This is a genomic window from Streptomyces fractus (assembly GCF_049844455.1).
GTDB lineage: Bacteria > Actinomycetota > Actinomycetes > Streptomycetales > Streptomycetaceae > Streptomyces > Streptomyces fractus.
Window position 1 is genome coordinate 791,988 of sequence record NZ_JBMYHI010000002.1, and the last position, 14,791, is coordinate 806,778.

Sequence of the window (14,791 nt, forward strand, 5' to 3'; positions counted from 1 at the left end):
CGGGGCGTGGTGGCGCGAAGGGTGACGACCTGGGGAGCCTCCTGCTCCCCTCGGTCGTTACTTCGCCGCCGTCCACACGCCGTTGCCGAACGAATAGAGCGCGTCGCCCGCGATCGCTCCGCCGGCGAAGACCTCGAGGTTCTCCTTGGCCCTGGGGCCCAGGACGCGCGGTGCGAGGAGGCGGACGGCGAGTCCCGCGGCGACCATCCAGCCGGCCATGGGCGTCGTGATCAGCAGGCCGGTGGCGAGCATGATGCCGAGCTGCCGCTTCGGGCCGCCGATGAGCTGGATGATCGCGCCGGGGATCGCCCACAGGGCCAGGTGCTTCGCCGTCTCCACCGACGGGCCCGCCTTGATGGCCGCGACGTACGCGGCGTCGATCGGGGCGGTCTGCCCGTTCGCGAAGAACATCCGGTACGAGACGGCCACGACGACGATCGCGATGCCGAAGCCGACCATCGCGGCGATCAGCTGCTGGCGGCGGCCCTCCAGTTCGAAGGCCGGGTCGGCGCCCTCGCCGCGCAGCATGAAGCCGGCCTTGAGGTCGTAGCCCATGTCGGCGAAGGCAGGGCCGGTGGCCGCGGTGAAGCCGGAGAGGACGACGAGGGCCTCCGGCGGGAAGCCGACGAGGATGCCGATCAGCAGCGTGATCAGGGCGATCGCGAAGGCGGGGAACCAGCCGGAGTGCATGGACGCGATGCCGACGAGCAGTTCGTGCAGGAACGCGGCCACAGTCGCGTAGAGGACGAAGGCGATCAGCATGCCGACGCTCATGTGCGTGACGATGCCGGTGCCGAGCGAGAGCAGGATCGAGATGGCGAGGTAGGCGCCGAGGCCCAGGCGCAGCGACTTGCCCAGGCGTCGGGCGCCGTCCTCCACGGAGGCGGTGGCAGTCGCGTTCTGGGAGGCGGCGGGGGTCGCGGCCGGAGCCTTGGCGCGGCGTGCCTTGAGGACGGTGCGGCCGACCTGGACCAGGGCGACCAGACCGGCGCCGATCATCATGCCGTGAGGCAGGTACATGGCGTTCAGGTCGAGGCCGGCCAGCGGCTCCGCGTAGCTGATGATCAGCAGGCCCGCGCCGAACGCCGCCATCGAGGCCAGTCCGCCGATCAGGGCGACGCCGAACGCGGACATCGGGAGTGCGAACACGGCGCCGGCCAGGCCGGTGACCAGGCCGAGCCCGAGGACCCTCGCGCGCCGGCCGCCCTCGTCGCCCGCCTTGATGGCCTCGGCCGCGGCGAGCCCCGGGGCCCACGGATTGCTCGCGGGGAAGGCCGGGGTGTCGTACATCCGGTACAGCAGCCAGGCGTCGACCAGCATCGCGACGGAGACACCGATCAGCATCGGCACGATCATGTTGTGCAGGCCGAACAGGAACGGGATGCCGATCGGCAGGAAGAGGCTGTTGGCCGCGCCGAAGGTGGCCGAGGAGATGCTCGTCTGCGCGAGGTTCTGGGCGTGCACCGAACGGAAGCCGCGGAAGGCGACGAGCGGGATGCGGGCCAGCGTCATCGCGGCCAGCGCACCGATCAGCGACGTGCTCGGCGTGACACCGAGGGTGGCGAGCAGCTGCACGCCCACGATCGCGCCGAACACGCTGAGCACCACGGTCAGGACCAGGTTGCCGGGGGCGAGGGCACGGGGATGGCGCTGCGGGGTGCCGCCCGCGTCGTGCGGGTCCCGGGCTTCGGCCGTGGCCGGCTGCGCGGTGTCAGCGGTGGGGCTCATGGGTGCTCCTGATGGACGGCGCCGATCGGCGACCTGAGGACGTCCTGGGAACCAGGGATCTAGAGACTCGGAACCTCGTCGAAGCCCATGGAGTTCTATAATCTGGAACCAGATACGAATATCTGGACCTGGATCATTCATAGATGCGGGGCGGCACGTCAAGCCCCCCTCCGGAGTTCTCACGATGTGGGCTGCCGGACGGCGACCGGCCGAGGGCGGTCGGGACGGCGCTGCGCGAGCGCATACGATCGGACCCGGAAACCAACCGGGGGAGGCACAGGAGCCGGTGAGCACACTCGCCAACGCACGGGACGTGCTGCGTCTGATGGCGCACCTTCAGCGCGACGTCACCGTGACCGATGTCGCGGCCGAGCTGGGCCTGCCCAAGAGTTCGGTGTCGCGGACGCTGAGCATGATGGCCGAGTACGGCTTCCTGGACCGCGACCCGCTGACCCGCGCCTACCGCCCCGGCGGCCTGATCATGGAGGCCTCGTACCACTTCCGGGCCTCGCGCGGCACCGTCTCCCTGCTGGAGGAGGAGGCCGCCCGCCTCGTCGCCGACACCGGCTACACGGGGTACGTGGACGTGCTCGACGGGGCCGAGTCACTGGTCCTGCACATGCGCATCGGCACGGCGGGCGCCCTCCAGGCATACACGCCCGCCGGCACCCGGGCCCCCGCGTACGCCAGCTCGATGGGCCGCGCACTGCTGGCCCGCCTCGACGACGCGCAGGTCATGCGGCTCGTCGACGCCCGCCTTGAGCAGGCGATCGGGACGGCCCCGCGCACCCGCAAGGAGCTGGTGGCCACGCTGGCCCGGATCCGCGTCGACGGCTGGGACGTCTCGCAGGGCGAGTGGGTGCCGAACGTGGGAGGCATCTCGGCCGCCGTGCTCGACAACGACACGGGCCAGGTCTTCGGCATCGGCATCGCCCTGCCGGCCCCGGAACTCCGGGACGAGACGACCGAACGGTTCGGCAGGGCGGTACGCGAGGCGGCGGCCCGCGTCGGCAAGCGCATCGGCGACCCGTACTGGCTGCGCTTCGTCGCCGACGGGAGCTGACGCAAGCTGACGAGCACGAGCACGAGCACAGGCGAGGGCTGACGACGACGGGGGCGCCGCCCTACTTGAGCAGCGGGCCGGTCATGGCGCCGGTGACGCCGCTCGACGTGAGGACCGGCACCCGGACACCGCCCGCACGCAGCGCCTCGCGGTGCCGTTCCGCGTATCCCATGCAGTCCAGGACGAGGGCGCCCGCGCCCCCTGTCACCAATTCGTGCGCCGCGGCGAGGAGTTCGCTCTCGTCCGCGGCGTAGGGCGACGCCGTGGCGAACTCGGGCGCCGGGCTGACGCCCCGCCACTTCTCACGAGCCGCGGCCACCTGCTCGGGCAGCGGCACGATCACCCCTACCGGCACGCCGCGCAGCACACCACGGACGTACGTCGTCAGCAGCGCGTCCGGCTCGACGAGCAGCGCACGCCGGGCGCGCAGTGCGGGAAACTCGCCGGTGCACAGCAGCACCACGGTGTCGACGCCCTGCTCCTCCAGCGCGTCGACCCGGTCCTGGAGGGCCTCCCCCACGGCGGCCTCGTCGAGGGTGACGGTGTCTCCGGTCGCGAGGCGCGTGATCAGCGTGGGCCGGCCGGGACCGGCGGCGAGGCGCCGCGCCGCCAGTGCCGGGTCCGGCCCGTCGAGCACACCTGCGTGCCGTACGAGCGCGGTGGCGGGCAGGGCCGCCTCGATCCCCGCGCTCAGGTCGGGGCGCGGCGCTTGGCCGATGGTCAGGAAGCCCACGTTTCGCATGAGTTCGCCGATTCCTTCAAGTTCGATAATCTGGGAATGAGTTCCAGAAATATAGACATGCGGGCGCCGCTAGGGGAACCTCGGACTCAACGGGAGAAGAACCGGCCGAGGAAGCAGGCGAGGGAACGAAAGGGAGAAGGCGATGCGCTCGATCACCGCAAGGATGTTCATGACCCTGGACGGCGTGGTGCAGGGGCTCGGGCGGCCGGACGAGGACACCCGCGGCAGCTTCACGCATGGCGGTTGGGGGCCGCGGTACAACGACGAGGTGATGGGCCGCGAGCTGGCCAAGGGGATGGCCGCGCCGGGTGGCATGCTGTTCGGCCGTCGCACATGGGAGGACTTCCTCGCGGCGTGGGGGCGTGCCACCGACGGCAACCCGTTCACCGCGCACATGAACGCGGCCACCAAGTACGTGGTGTCACGGAGCCTCGAGGACGCGGGGGCCTGGCAGAACTCGGTGCTGTTGCGTGGTGACGCCGTCGAGACGGTGGCCGCGCTCAAGGCCCGGTCGGGAGGGGACCTGTCCATCAACGGCAGCGCCTCGCTGGTGCGGAGCCTGCACGCCGCCGGCCTGATCGACCACTACACGCTGCTGATCCATCCGCTGACGCTCGGCAGCGGCACGAAACTGTTCGAGGGTCCGGCGCCGCTGACCGAGTTCGAGCTCACCGGCAGCGTCACCACCCCGAAGGGCGTGATCATCGCGCACTACACGCGCAGGTGAGCACGGCCCGGCGGGCGGCGCCGTCCTGTCATCGGGGCGCGAGCAGCCCCTCGATCCCCTTGTCGATCCGCGAGGTGTGCACTTCCTTGCCGAACGGCACCAGGGCGTGGCTGCGCGCCAGGTAGTGCAGGAGTGCCTGGTGGCTGATGCGTATGCGGATCGCGCGCCATGCGTCGCGGGCCCGGAGCAGTACTCCGGGCGGGCTGTCGGGCTCGACGACCGGCCGTACGGATACGTCGCCGATGCCCGCGCTGCCGGAGAGGCCGTCCGACAGCAGGTCCCGTGAGATCAGCCAGCGTTCGGCCGGGCGTCCGGTCCGCGACACGGACACGGTGACGACCAGCGGATCGTCCGCGCTGTAGCGGAGCACGACGTCGCACTGCTCACACGCGCCCCCGTCCGCCCCGTCGACGAAGCCGCTTACAGCCGCCTCGAGTTGCCGCCCATTTCCCCTGCCAGCAGCCACCCCGACCATCCCCTTCCCCGTGGACATTCTTCCCCGTTGACGCGCCGCAGAACGACGCACGAACAAACGTAGACACGGAGCCAGAAGTGCCGTTGGCATAGTCGCGGATGGCCATCAATCCCACTCAACCTGTTCGACCGTTCGCACACCTGCGCGCCGCGGGCCTCGTAGGATGCCGGGGTGCCGAAGCCGACGCGGATGACCGAGTGACGTGGTGAACCGCCGTACGCTGATCGCCGCGTGGGCGGCACTGTGCGTGGCCGGACTCGCCGCCACCACCGTGCTCGACGACTCCTCGACGCCGGACCAGCGGACCGGGAAGCCCGCGCGCGCCGGCTGCGAGGAACGCATCGCTGACATCGAGAAGCGGATGGCCGAGCGCGAACGGGAGGAAAAGAAGAGCGGGGTGTTCTCGCTCTCGGCCGTTCAGGTCGATCCCGAGGACGTCTGCTCCGACGCGATCCGCCAACACTTCGAGGACGCCCGGGGCAACACCCCCTGAGCCGCGCCGTCCCGCGGTGCGGATCGCGGATCCTACGCCGCGGTTCACCGATTCGTATGGACCTTCGTGCATCCCGGCTCGCGTCGCGTGATCCGGGGAGACAATCCGCTGCATGACGTTCGGCATTGTGCGGCGCCGTCCCGGCGAACTCCCCCGTGAACTCACCGGTTTCATCGGCCGGGCCCCTGAATTGACCCAGTTGGCGGCGGCGTTGGACACGCAGCGCTGTGTCACCGTGGTGGGGCCGGGCGGTGTCGGCAAGACCCGGCTCGCGCTCCGTGCGCTCTCGGGCCGCACCACCGGGGCCGACGCGCCGGTGTGCCTGGTGGAACTGTCCGCGCTGCGCGACCCCGGACTGCTGCCGCACACCGTCGCCGCCTGCCTCGATCTGCCCGAGCAGTCCGGTCGACCCCAACTGGACGTGGTCCTCGACCACTTGCGGGAGACGCCCGCGCTCATCGTCCTGGACACCTGCGAGCACCTGGTGGACGCCTGCGCCGAACTCGTGGACGTCCTGCTGCGCGAGACCGACGGCGTACGCGTCCTGGCCACCAGCCGGCAGCCGCTGGACGTGCCGGGTGAACACACCTTCCCGCTGTCGCCGCTCGGTGTGTCGGACGCCGGAGGCGAGGCGGTCTCCCTCTTCGAGCAGCGCGCCGCGGCCGTCGTCCCCGGATTCGAAGTGACCGACACCAGCCGGGACGCCGTGGTACGGCTCTGCCGCCGCCTCGACGGCATGCCGCTCGCCATCGAGCTGGCCACCGTCCGGTTGCGCGCCGTGCCGTTGAACCAGCTCATCGACCGCCTGGAGGACCGCTTCCGGCTCCTGACCGGCGGCCGCCGCACCTCGCTGCCGCGCCATCAGACGTTGCGTACGACCATCGACTGGAGCTACGACCTGTGCGACGCCCGCGAGCAGCGGCTGTGGGCGCGGCTCTCCGTCTTCGGTGACGTCTTCGACCTCTCGGCGGCCGAAGAGGTGTGCGGCTTCGGCGAGTTGGGTTCGGACGAGGTGCTGGAGGTGCTCATCGACCTCGTCGACAAGTCGGTGGTGCAGCGCGTGGACGAGTTCGGGCCCGGCACCGGAGTCGACGGCGAGACCCGCTATCGGATGCTCGACACCCTGCGCGAGTACGGGGCGGAGAAGCTGGCCGCCTCCGGCGAGGAGACCGCGGCACGCGACCGGCATCTGACGCGGTACGTCAAGGCGGCGGACGAGTTCGACCGGCACTTCATCGACGACGACCAGTTGCCGCGCTGCCAGGCCCTGCGCCGCGAACACTCTGACATCCGGCTGGCGTTGGAGTACGCGCTCGGGCGCGGTGACCGGGAGCAGAAGGGGGCCGGGCTCGCGGGAGCGCTGTGGGGGTACTGGCAGATCACGGGGCTGCTCACGGAGGGGCGGTACTGGCAGCAGAAGGCCGCGGCGGCGTTCCCCGGGGCGACGCAGGAGCGGGCGTGGGCGCTGATCGTCGGCGGGTACATCAGGACGTTCCAGGGGGACCCGGCCGGCGCCGTGCCGGACATCGAGGAGGGCATCGAGATCGCCGACCGGCTCGGCGAGCCCCTGATCCGGGCGCGCGGCTGGCTGTATCTGCACTGCGCGCACACGTTCGCCTGCGACTTCGATCGCGCCGAGCGGGCCGCGGTGGCCGCCCACGAGCGGCTGGCGGCGCTCGGTGATCTCATCGGCCTGGTCTGTCTCGACGTCCAGGCGGGATACCAGTACCACCTGTCCGGGCAGGACGACCTCGCCCTGGAGCGCAGCGCCCAGGGCCTCGCCCGGCTCGGCGCCGGCTCGAAGGAGTGCTGGCTGCGCGGCTTCGTGCACACCGTCGTCGGGGTCAGCCACTACGCGAAGGGCGACCCGGGCGCGAGCGAGGCCGCCCTCAAGGAGGCGCTGCCGCTGAAGGCGGCCCTCGGCGACGTGATCGGCTGCGGCTACGCGGTGGAGATCATGGCGTGGGCCGCGGCCCGCGACGGCCGTCACCGGCGGGCCGCCTGGCTGTTCGGCGGTTCGGACGCGCTGTGGCAGTCGACCGGCGGCGAGCTGCTGAGCGGGGCGCCGGTCTCCGTGGAGAACCACCGGACGGCGGCGGAGGCGACGCGTTCGGGCCTGGGCGGGGACGTCTACGAGCAGCTGTGGCAACTGGGCGCCACCGCACCCCGCGAGGCCCTGTTCGCGGCGGCGCTCACCGGGGCGGACGAACTCACCCTGGAACCGGCGGAGTTGCCGGCCCAGCGCCGGGCGGGTTCCGGGGAGTCGCTGACCCGCCGGGAACACGAGGTGGCACGCCTCGCGGCCGACGGCCTGTCGAACCGGGAGATCGCCGAACGCCTCTTCATCTCCCGCCGCACGGTCGACGCCCACATGGAACGCATCCTCTCCAAACTCGGCATCGGCTCCCGCAACCGCATCGCGGTGAAGCTCGCGACGGCGGGGACCGGGGAGTGAGGGCCACACGGCGGCCTTCTACGGAGAGGCCCGCCGCTCCTCGGGCTTGAGACGGCGGAGCGTCCACAGGCCGTACAGCGCCAGCAGCGGCTTGCCGGCCAGCCACTCGACCGGGCGACAGTCATCCGCCCGCACGAGCCTTTCGGCGAGGTCGGGGCGCTGTCGCCGCAAGTACGCGCGGGCCTTCAGCGCGTGCGCCGGCTGGGAGACGATCTTGATGTGGCCGGCGTCCTCCAGCATGGGGATCACGTTCGTGATGTTCTCCCATGTCGTCGTGGACCGGTCCTCGAGGAGCACAGTGCCGTCGAAGGCGAGCGCCGACCTCGCGTAGTCGGCCATCAAGCGGGCTTCGGCGGTACGGGTCCCGGCCGCGGCGCCACCGCTGAAGATCACGCGCGCGTTCTCGGCGGATACGGATACGGAGCGAAGGCCGGCACGTACCCGCCACCGGTTGATGAAGTTCGCCGTCGGCTGGGGGTTGCGAAAGCCCAGCACGACCACGGCTTCGGGTGCGGACCCGCTCACGGCGCTCCCCACGAGGGCCCGGGACCAGCGCCGGTTCAGCCACTCTCCCCAGACCAGGGCGGCCGCCCCGGCTGTCACCCATCGCACCCAGACCGTCCGCCGTCGCATGCGGCGACCCTAGCGAGTGGACGAAATCGTCCCCATCGAACGCAAGCGCCGCCGGGGCCCAGGAGGGGGCGGAAGGTCCCCGGCGGCGACTATCTTGCGGAAGGAACGTTTCCACACCGTACGGCCGGAATGGCGCAAGCGCGCCGCTACGTCCGGAGGGTGTGGCGCATCCCCCGGTTCCGCTGCTCATGTGTTCGGAAGGTGCCGATATCCTGGCGCGATGGCGGAGACAACCGGCGGTGAGCCGCAGATGGATGGACGCTCCACCCGCTGGAACGGGCACAAGGCGCAGCGTCAGGTCGAGCTGGTGGACGCGGCGGTCGCGCTCATCGAGGAGGAGGGCGCGCAGTTCCGGATGCAGCGCCTGGCGGAGCGCGTGGGCCTGCCCCGGTCCGTGCTCTACCGGCACTTCAAGGACCGTGCTTCTTTCGACGAGTTGATCCACCGGCGGGTCGTGGAGTCGTTCGTGAAGCGGATGGAGCCCACGCTCAGCTTCGATGGCACCGTCGAGGAGTCCGTGCACCGCGTGGTGGGCGCGCACCTCGACTGGGTGTCCCAACATCCGCGCCTGTACGCCTACATGGGCGTCGCCGAGCACTCGATGAGTGACGGCTCGCTGGTCGCGGACACCAAGACGGCCATCGCGCTGATGCTTCGCGAGCGGTTCTGTGACGTGCTGAGCGCTCTCGGTGTGCAGCAGGCGCCGATCCGTTCGGTGGCCGTCGGCATCGTGGGGTTCGTGGACACCGCGGTCAACCAGTGGATGCGCGATCCCGAACCCGAGCTGTCCGAGGACGAGTTGCGCGCCATGTTGTGCCGCTCGGTGTGGGCGGTGCTTGACGCGGCGCTGCGGGACTTCGGCGTGGAGCTGTCGCCGCAGCAGCGGGTGTCGGATCTGGAAGGGGCCTGACGGCGGCTGCCGGCCGTGTCACGACCGGCAGCCCTGTTCGTGTCAGCCGGCCGCGACCGGGGTGGCCCGCGCGGCCCGCCGCAGGGCCTCGGTGTCCGTGAGCTTGACGCGGGGGCGGCCCTGGGCCTCGCCCGCCGCCCGTTCCGTACGGTCGATCGCCTGCCAGGCCGTCAGGCCGAGGGCGTCCGGGGCCGCCGTGGCACCGGGCTCCGGCTGCGGGAGGCGGCCCGCGGCGAAGTCGTCGAGGAGGGACTCGACCGTTTCGTGGGCGCAGGTCTTGTTCGTGCCGATGAAGCCGGTCGGGCCGCGCTTGATCCAGCCCGCGACGTAGACACCGGGCTCGACCCGTCCCGCCTCGTGCGGGACGGTCGCGCTGTCCTCGTCGAAGGGCAGGTCGGGGACGGGCCGGGCGCGGTAGCCGACGGAGCGCAGGACCAGGCCGGTCTCCAGGCTCTCCGTCTGCCCGGTGGGCCGGGCCCGAACGGTGCCGTCCTCGTCGGTGTGCAGGGTGGTCGGGGTGATCTCCAGGGCCCGTACGCGGTCCTCGCCGACGAGGCGTGCCGGTCCCGCGAGGAAGCGCAGGACGATGCGGCGGCGGCCCTCGACGGGGGTGCGGGCGGCCAGGTCCGCGAGCAGCCGGGTCTTCTCGTTGGTGTCGGGGGCGAGCCCCTCGGGCCAGCCCTCGATGCTCACGTCGACGTCCTTGAGGGCGGCGAGTGCGAGGAGTTCGGGCACGGTGAACGCGGCCTGCGCGGGTCCGCGGCGGCCGAGGAGGACGACCTCGCGGACTTTGCTGTCGCGCAGGGCGTCGAGCGCGCGGTCGGAGATGTCGGTGCGGGCCAGGGCGTCGGGGTCGGCGGTGAGGATGCGGGCGACGTCGAGGGCGACGTTGCCGTTGCCGATGACGACGGCGCGTTCGGTGTCGAGTCGGTGGTCGTCGTGGGCGCGGTCGGGGTGGCCGTTGTACCAGGCGACGAAGTCCGTGGCGGAGACGCTGCCGGGCAGGTCCTCGCCCTCGATGCCGAGCCGTTTGTCGGTCGCCGCGCCGACCGCGTAGATCACGGCGTGGTGCTCGCGCAGCAGGTCGGCGTGGGTGAGGTCCGCGCCGATCTCGACGCCGAGCCGGTAGCTGAAGCCGGGCTGCGACTCGATGGTCCGGAACAGCTCGGTGACCTGCTTGGTGTCCTGGTGGTCGGGTGCGACGCCGGCCCGTGCGAGACCGTACGGGGTGGGGAGCCGGTCGTGGACGGTGACGCGCACGCCGGGGTGGCGCAGCAGTTCGTCTGCGGCGAAGAGTCCTGCGGGCCCCGCGCCGACGACGGCGACGGACAACTCGCCTTCCGGGAGGGCGCGTTGCTTGGGCACGACGTACATGGGGGCGCGGTCGTCGTGCGGATTCTGCTTGTAGTAGGAGGCGTTCAGCTCCAGGAACGGCAACTCCGCCTCGCTGAGGGCGGTGTGCGGCTTGAGCGCGTCGACCGGGCAGGCCGTCGTGCAGGCGCCGCAGTCGACGCAGGTGCGCGGATCGACGTAGAGCATCTCGGCGGTGGCGAAGCCGGGTTCGCCCGGTGCGGGGTGGATGCAGTTGACCGGACAGGCCAGCACGCAGGAGGCGTCGGCGCAGCAGGATCGGGTGACGGCGTACGGCACGGCGGGCTGGTCTCCGTTCGGGCGTTCAGGGAAGAGCGGTGCGGGGACTGACGGGTGGTCAGTCGGTGAGCGGGGCGGGTTCGCCGCGGAAGCGCGCGGGGCGGCCGTCGATGCGCAGGGCCCTCCACAGCGGGCGGGACACCTTGTTCATGAGACCGATGTCCTGGGCGAGCATCCGTACGTCGGAGAAGAGCTCCTGGAGCATCTTCTGGCCTGCCTCGGACTTCCAGAAGACTTCCTTGATCACCCAGTCCGGGATGCCGACGAGCTCGGCGGACTTCTTGTCGGGGATCATGATGACGTCGCACAGGATCCGCATGATCAGCGGGAAGAGGACGGACAGGGCGCCGCGGCGGGCCTTGCCGTAGCGCGGGACGCGCAGCCGCAGGAACTCGTGCGCGAAGGAGATGTGCCGGGCCTCCTCGGCGATGTGGATCTGCATGATCCGCCGCGGCAGCGGGTGCACCGGCTCGCCGCTGCGCAGGGCCCCCTTCTGGAGGTGGTCGATCGGCTCCTCACCGGCGAGGATGCCGGTGAAGAAGGCCTCGGGGTAGAGCGAGCCGACCAGCGGCAGGACCCGGCTGACCTGGCGGAACCAGCGCTTGCCGCCCGGGGTGTCCACGCCGGTGCGGTTGACCAGCTCCTGGAACATCTGGGTGTGGTGGGTCTCTTCGGTGATCTCGTGGGTGAGGTACCTGAACTCCAGGTTCTGGTTGCCCAGTTGATAGATGTAGTCGAGCACCCCGCGCATGAGCAGGTTCTCGAACTGCATGCCCACCTTGGCGATCACCGCCCAGCGCCAGATCCCGATGCGGATCTGCGTCTCCAGCGGCTGCTTCTGGTACCAGGGGTGGGCGCCGAGGGCGTCGGCGGAGGTGAGCACCCAGCGGGTGTCGGTGGTGTCGACGGCGAACTCGGGGTCGTCCCACTGGATGTCGATGAACGCGTTGAAGTTGACGTTGACGGAGCCCTCGGACAGGGTCCGAAGACGCTCGTCGTAGACCTTCCGGGACAGGTTCGGGGTCATCTTCGTCCTCGATTGTCGGTGGTAGGGGCTGTGCGAGCGGTCAGGCGGCGCGGGTCGGTTCCTCGACGTCGGCCGTCCGGCCCGCCTTCTCGAAGCGCAGCGGGCTGTCGTCGATGGGGGCGCCCTGGAGCAGGGCACGGTCGCGGTAGTAGTTGTTCCACAGCCGCCACGGGTCGCGGGTGCCCTGGCGCGGCATGACCTTGTCGGCGCGGGCGATGTAGCCGGAGGTCAGGGCCTCGCCCATGACGGAGAACTCGGAACGGTCGCCGTCGGAGGCCACCGGCGTGGCGATGTCGTACCCGTTGCCGCGCATGTGCGCCAGCAGGCGGGCCGTGTAGTCGGCCGCCAGGTCCGCCTTGAGGGTCCAGGAGGCGTTGGTGTAACCGATGACGAGCGACAGGTTGGGCACGCCCTCGAGCAGCACGGCCTTGTAGAGCACGCGGTTCGTGACGTCCACCGGCTTGCCGTCGACGGTCAGGTCCATGCCTCCCATGAGGCGGACGCTCAGACCGGTCGCGGTGACGACGATGTCGGCCTTGAGCTCCTCGCCCGACTTCAGGCGGATGCCGTCGGCGGTGAACGTGTCGATGTGGTCGGTGGCGATGGACGCCTTGCCGCGCTTGAGCACCTTGAACAGGTCGCCGCCCGGCACGACGCAGAGACGCTGGTCCCAGGGCTTGTACTTCGGGCTGAAGTGGCGCATGTCGACGCCCTTGCCCGCCTGTGCGCGGACGAGCCCGAGCAGCACCTTGCGGGCGAGGCGGGGGTACTTGCGGCAGAACGCGTAACTCCCGCGCTGCAACGCGATGTTGCGGGCCCGGACGACCTTGTACGTCAGCCGGGCGGGGGCGCGCAGCTTCTTCATGACGGAGGTGAGCGGGTCGATCTCCGGCAGGGCCAGGACGTACGTGGGCGAGCGCTGGAGCATGGTGACGCTCTCGGCCTTGTCGGCCATGGCGGGCAGCAGGGTGATGGCGGTGGCGCCGGAGCCGATGACGACCACGCGCTTGCCGGTGTGGTCGAGGTCCTCCGGCCACTGCTGCGGGTGCACGAGCGTGCCCTGGTAGTCCGCCTCGCCCGGGAATTCGGGGCGGTAGGGCTGGTCGTAATCGTAATAGCCGGTCGCGCCGACGAGATAGCCGGCGCTGTACGACTCGTGCTCGCCGGTGCCCTCGTCCTCGACCTCGACGGTCCATCGTCCGGTCTCGTGCGAGAAGTCGGCGCTGATGGCGCGGCGGCCGAAGCGGGTGCGTTCCAGGATGCCGCCGTCGGCCGCGGCGTCCTCGACGTACTGGCGGATCTGCGCGCCGCCGGCGAGGATGCGCGCGTCGCTCCAGGGCCGGAACCCGAAGCCGAAGGTGGGCATGTCGGAGTCGGACCGGATGCCGGGATAGCGGAAGAGGTCCCAGGTGCCGCCCACGCGGGCGCGGCGCTCGAGTACGACGAGCGAGGCCCTGGGGTTGTCGCGCAGGACATGGCGCGCGGCGCTGATGCCGGATATTCCGGCACCGATGACCAGGACGTCGACGTGCTGCTGCTCCATCGCGGAGGGTCCTCGCTCTCGCTCGTGAGCCCCTGAGAGAGACAGGGACGGGAGGGTTCAACGCCACTCTGGGCGCGGGCGGCTACTCAGACACGTGGTTCTCATCTGCGCGGTACCCGCAATTTACCTGCGACACACTGTTTCAGATACCGCTGGTAACGTGACGTGGGTCACACCTGGATGCTTGTGGGGCGCGCCCGAACACCCGTAGATCGCAAAGAAGTTGGCGCGATCGCAGGTGACCTGGTCATGGTCGTGCCCACCCGCCTTGTTCCGCCTACACCCGTGTTCCTTACACGCGTGTGCCTTTTGTACGGGCTTCCGCGCCGACGCAGGGTGGGAGTGCGCACCACACGTAGGAGGCGGCTGCGCTCGACCATCCATGTCCAGGAGGATCAGCATGCTCATGCGCGCCGCGACCGTGTCCCGCTTCGGCGGGCCAGAGGCAGTCGAGATCACGGAGGTCCCGGTGCCCGAGCCCGGCCCGGGACAGGTCCTGGTCAAGGTGGCAGCGGCGGCGCTGAACCCGGTGGACGCGGCGATGCGGGCGGGCGTCTTCGGCGGCGACGGCGAGCGGATCGGCCCCGGCTGGGACGTCGCGGGCACCATCGACGGCGTCGGCTCCGGCGCCGACCGGTCCCCCGGCGACCGGGTCATCGGACTGGCCACGGGACACCGCACCCCGCTGGGCACCCACGCCGAGTACGTGGTCCTCGACGCCGACGCGCTCGCGCCCGCCCCGGCCACGCTGGACGACGCGCATGCCGCGGCGCTCCCCCTCAACGCGCTCTCCGCCGCGCAGGCGTTGGACCTGGCCGCCCTCAAGCCCGGGCAGAGCCTGCTCGTGACGGGCGCGGCGGGCGGCGTCGGCGCGCACACCGTGGAACTCGCGCACCACCGCGGCCTGAAGGTCACCGCCCTCGCCTCCGCGCACGACGAGCGGTTCCTGCGAGGCCGCGGCGCCGACCACTTCCTGCCCCGCGAGCAGACACCCCCTCCGGCCACCTTCGACGGCGTCGTCGACGCCGCGGTCCTTGGCGGCGCGGCCCTCGCCCCGGTCCGCGACGGCGGCTCCTACATCGGCGTGTGGCCCGGCCAGGAACCGGCCGCCGAGCGCGGCGTCCGCGTCGGCGCCCTGGACGTACGCGCCGACGGCGCCCAGCTCGCGGACCTGTCCGCGCTCGCCGACCTGGGCACCCTGCTGCCCCGCGTCGCCGAGCTGTTCCCGCTCGCCGACGCCGCGGCGGCCCACGCCCGGCTGGCCGAGGGCGGCCTGCGCGGACGGCTGGTCATCGTCCCCTGAGCCGGGCCCACCGCGAGACGGGTACGGGTATGCGATTGAATA

Annotated in this window: 13 protein-coding genes; 6 read left to right on the plus strand and 7 right to left on the minus strand. The window is 71.2% G+C overall.

Annotated features, from left to right (window positions below):
* Window positions 1-57 precede the first annotated feature (57 nt).
* Window positions 58-1,728, minus strand: a complete 1,671-nt coding sequence (locus ACP4E5_RS05715; RefSeq protein ID WP_425825619.1) for an OPT/YSL family transporter — start codon at window positions 1,726-1,728, stop codon at window positions 58-60.
* A 286-nt stretch (window positions 1,729-2,014) separates the two neighbouring features.
* Here ACP4E5_RS05715 and ACP4E5_RS05720 point away from each other — a divergent pair, with 286 nt between their 5' ends.
* Complete coding sequence (locus tag ACP4E5_RS05720; protein ID WP_425825620.1) at window positions 2,015-2,791, plus strand: IclR family transcriptional regulator; 777 nt, start codon at window positions 2,015-2,017, stop codon at window positions 2,789-2,791.
* Between the two features lie 61 nt (window positions 2,792-2,852).
* Here the strand turns inward: ACP4E5_RS05720 and ACP4E5_RS05725 are convergent, their stop codons facing one another.
* Window positions 2,853-3,533 (minus strand): AroM family protein, encoded by a 681-nt coding sequence (locus ACP4E5_RS05725; protein WP_425825621.1) that lies wholly within the window; start codon window positions 3,531-3,533, stop codon window positions 2,853-2,855.
* 142 nt (window positions 3,534-3,675) lie between these two features.
* On the opposite strand from ACP4E5_RS05725, the gene ACP4E5_RS05730 reads away from it, so the two are divergent.
* A complete protein-coding gene (locus ACP4E5_RS05730; protein ID WP_425825623.1) occupies window positions 3,676-4,260 on the plus strand; it encodes a dihydrofolate reductase family protein in 585 nt (194 codons plus the stop codon).
* A gap of 28 nt (window positions 4,261-4,288) precedes the next feature.
* On the opposite strand, the gene ACP4E5_RS05735 is transcribed toward ACP4E5_RS05730, so the two are convergent.
* Entirely contained in the window at window positions 4,289-4,630 is a 342-nt protein-coding gene (locus ACP4E5_RS05735; RefSeq protein ID WP_425825624.1) for an SsgA family sporulation/cell division regulator, read from the minus strand.
* Window positions 4,631-4,940: 310 nt separating this feature from the next.
* Between ACP4E5_RS05735 and ACP4E5_RS05740 the strand changes: the two genes are divergently transcribed.
* Together ACP4E5_RS05740 and ACP4E5_RS05745 are read left to right on the plus strand one after the other, a co-directional pair.
* The gene (locus tag ACP4E5_RS05740) at window positions 4,941-5,228 is read left to right on the plus strand and encodes a hypothetical protein (RefSeq protein ID WP_425825625.1); all 288 of its coding nucleotides are present in this window, start codon (window positions 4,941-4,943) and stop codon (window positions 5,226-5,228) included.
* Between the two features lie 112 nt (window positions 5,229-5,340).
* Window positions 5,341-7,683 carry an ATP-binding protein gene (locus ACP4E5_RS05745; protein ID WP_425825626.1) on the plus strand — a complete coding sequence of 781 codons (2,343 nt, stop codon included), beginning with the start codon at window positions 5,341-5,343 and terminating at the stop codon, window positions 7,681-7,683.
* Between the two features lie 18 nt (window positions 7,684-7,701).
* Here ACP4E5_RS05745 and ACP4E5_RS05750 read toward each other — a convergent pair whose 3' ends face one another.
* Entirely contained in the window at window positions 7,702-8,316 is a 615-nt protein-coding gene (locus ACP4E5_RS05750; RefSeq protein WP_425825627.1) for a YdcF family protein, read from the minus strand.
* A gap of 220 nt (window positions 8,317-8,536) precedes the next feature.
* On the opposite strand from ACP4E5_RS05750, the gene ACP4E5_RS05755 reads away from it, so the two are divergent.
* On the plus strand, window positions 8,537-9,226 hold the full coding sequence (locus ACP4E5_RS05755) for a TetR/AcrR family transcriptional regulator (protein WP_425825628.1): 690 nt from the start codon (window positions 8,537-8,539) through the stop codon (window positions 9,224-9,226).
* Window positions 9,227-9,268: 42 nt separating this feature from the next.
* On the opposite strand, the gene ACP4E5_RS05760 is transcribed toward ACP4E5_RS05755, so the two are convergent.
* From ACP4E5_RS05760 to ACP4E5_RS05770, 3 genes are read right to left on the minus strand one after another with little or no spacing between them, the layout of a single operon-like run.
* Complete coding sequence (locus ACP4E5_RS05760) at window positions 9,269-10,876, minus strand: FAD-dependent oxidoreductase (RefSeq protein WP_425825629.1); 1,608 nt, start codon at window positions 10,874-10,876, stop codon at window positions 9,269-9,271.
* A 58-nt stretch (window positions 10,877-10,934) separates the two neighbouring features.
* Window positions 10,935-11,903, minus strand: a complete 969-nt coding sequence (locus tag ACP4E5_RS05765; protein WP_425825630.1) for an AurF N-oxygenase family protein — start codon at window positions 11,901-11,903, stop codon at window positions 10,935-10,937.
* A 40-nt stretch (window positions 11,904-11,943) separates the two neighbouring features.
* The gene (locus tag ACP4E5_RS05770; protein ID WP_425825631.1) at window positions 11,944-13,446 is read right to left on the minus strand and encodes a flavin-containing monooxygenase; all 1,503 of its coding nucleotides are present in this window, start codon (window positions 13,444-13,446) and stop codon (window positions 11,944-11,946) included.
* 406 nt (window positions 13,447-13,852) lie between these two features.
* Between ACP4E5_RS05770 and ACP4E5_RS05775 the strand changes: the two genes are divergently transcribed.
* Window positions 13,853-14,749, plus strand: coding sequence for an NADP-dependent oxidoreductase (locus tag ACP4E5_RS05775; RefSeq protein ID WP_425841112.1), 897 nt, complete (start codon window positions 13,853-13,855; stop codon window positions 14,747-14,749).
* Window positions 14,750-14,791: the final 42 nt, after the last annotated feature.